At 57.8% G+C, this 294-nt stretch carries 1 pseudogene; it reads right to left on the bottom strand.

The features are described 5' to 3' along the window. Positions 1-294: pseudogene (locus ACNQ0T_RS23910) on the bottom strand (molecular chaperone HtpG); the annotation flags it as partial.

The following is a 294-nucleotide window of genomic DNA, read 5'->3' on the forward strand; positions in this document are numbered from 1 at the left end:
TCTCCTGGCCTTCTTTCATCCGCGAGACATACTCTTCCAGCGACACGGTCTGCGCGGAGGAGTCGGTATGGGTGGTTGCGAAACGCAGCAGTTTGGCGATCGCTTCCTGGTTGCTCGGATCTTCCGCCGGGCCCTCTTTCAGCACCAGGCCGAACTGTTTCCAGAAGGTTTGGTATTTTTCAGCGTCGTCTTTCGCCAGCTTATCCAGCATCTGTAGCGTGCGTTTGGTCAGCGCGGTGCGCAGGTTGCGGGTCACGCTACTGTCCTGCAGGATTTCACGGGAGACATTCAGCG

Origin of the sequence: Enterobacter cloacae complex sp.6700776, assembly GCF_048284255.1 — a bacterium.
In the GTDB taxonomy this organism is placed as follows: Bacteria; Pseudomonadota; Gammaproteobacteria; order Enterobacterales; family Enterobacteriaceae; genus Enterobacter; species Enterobacter intestinihominis.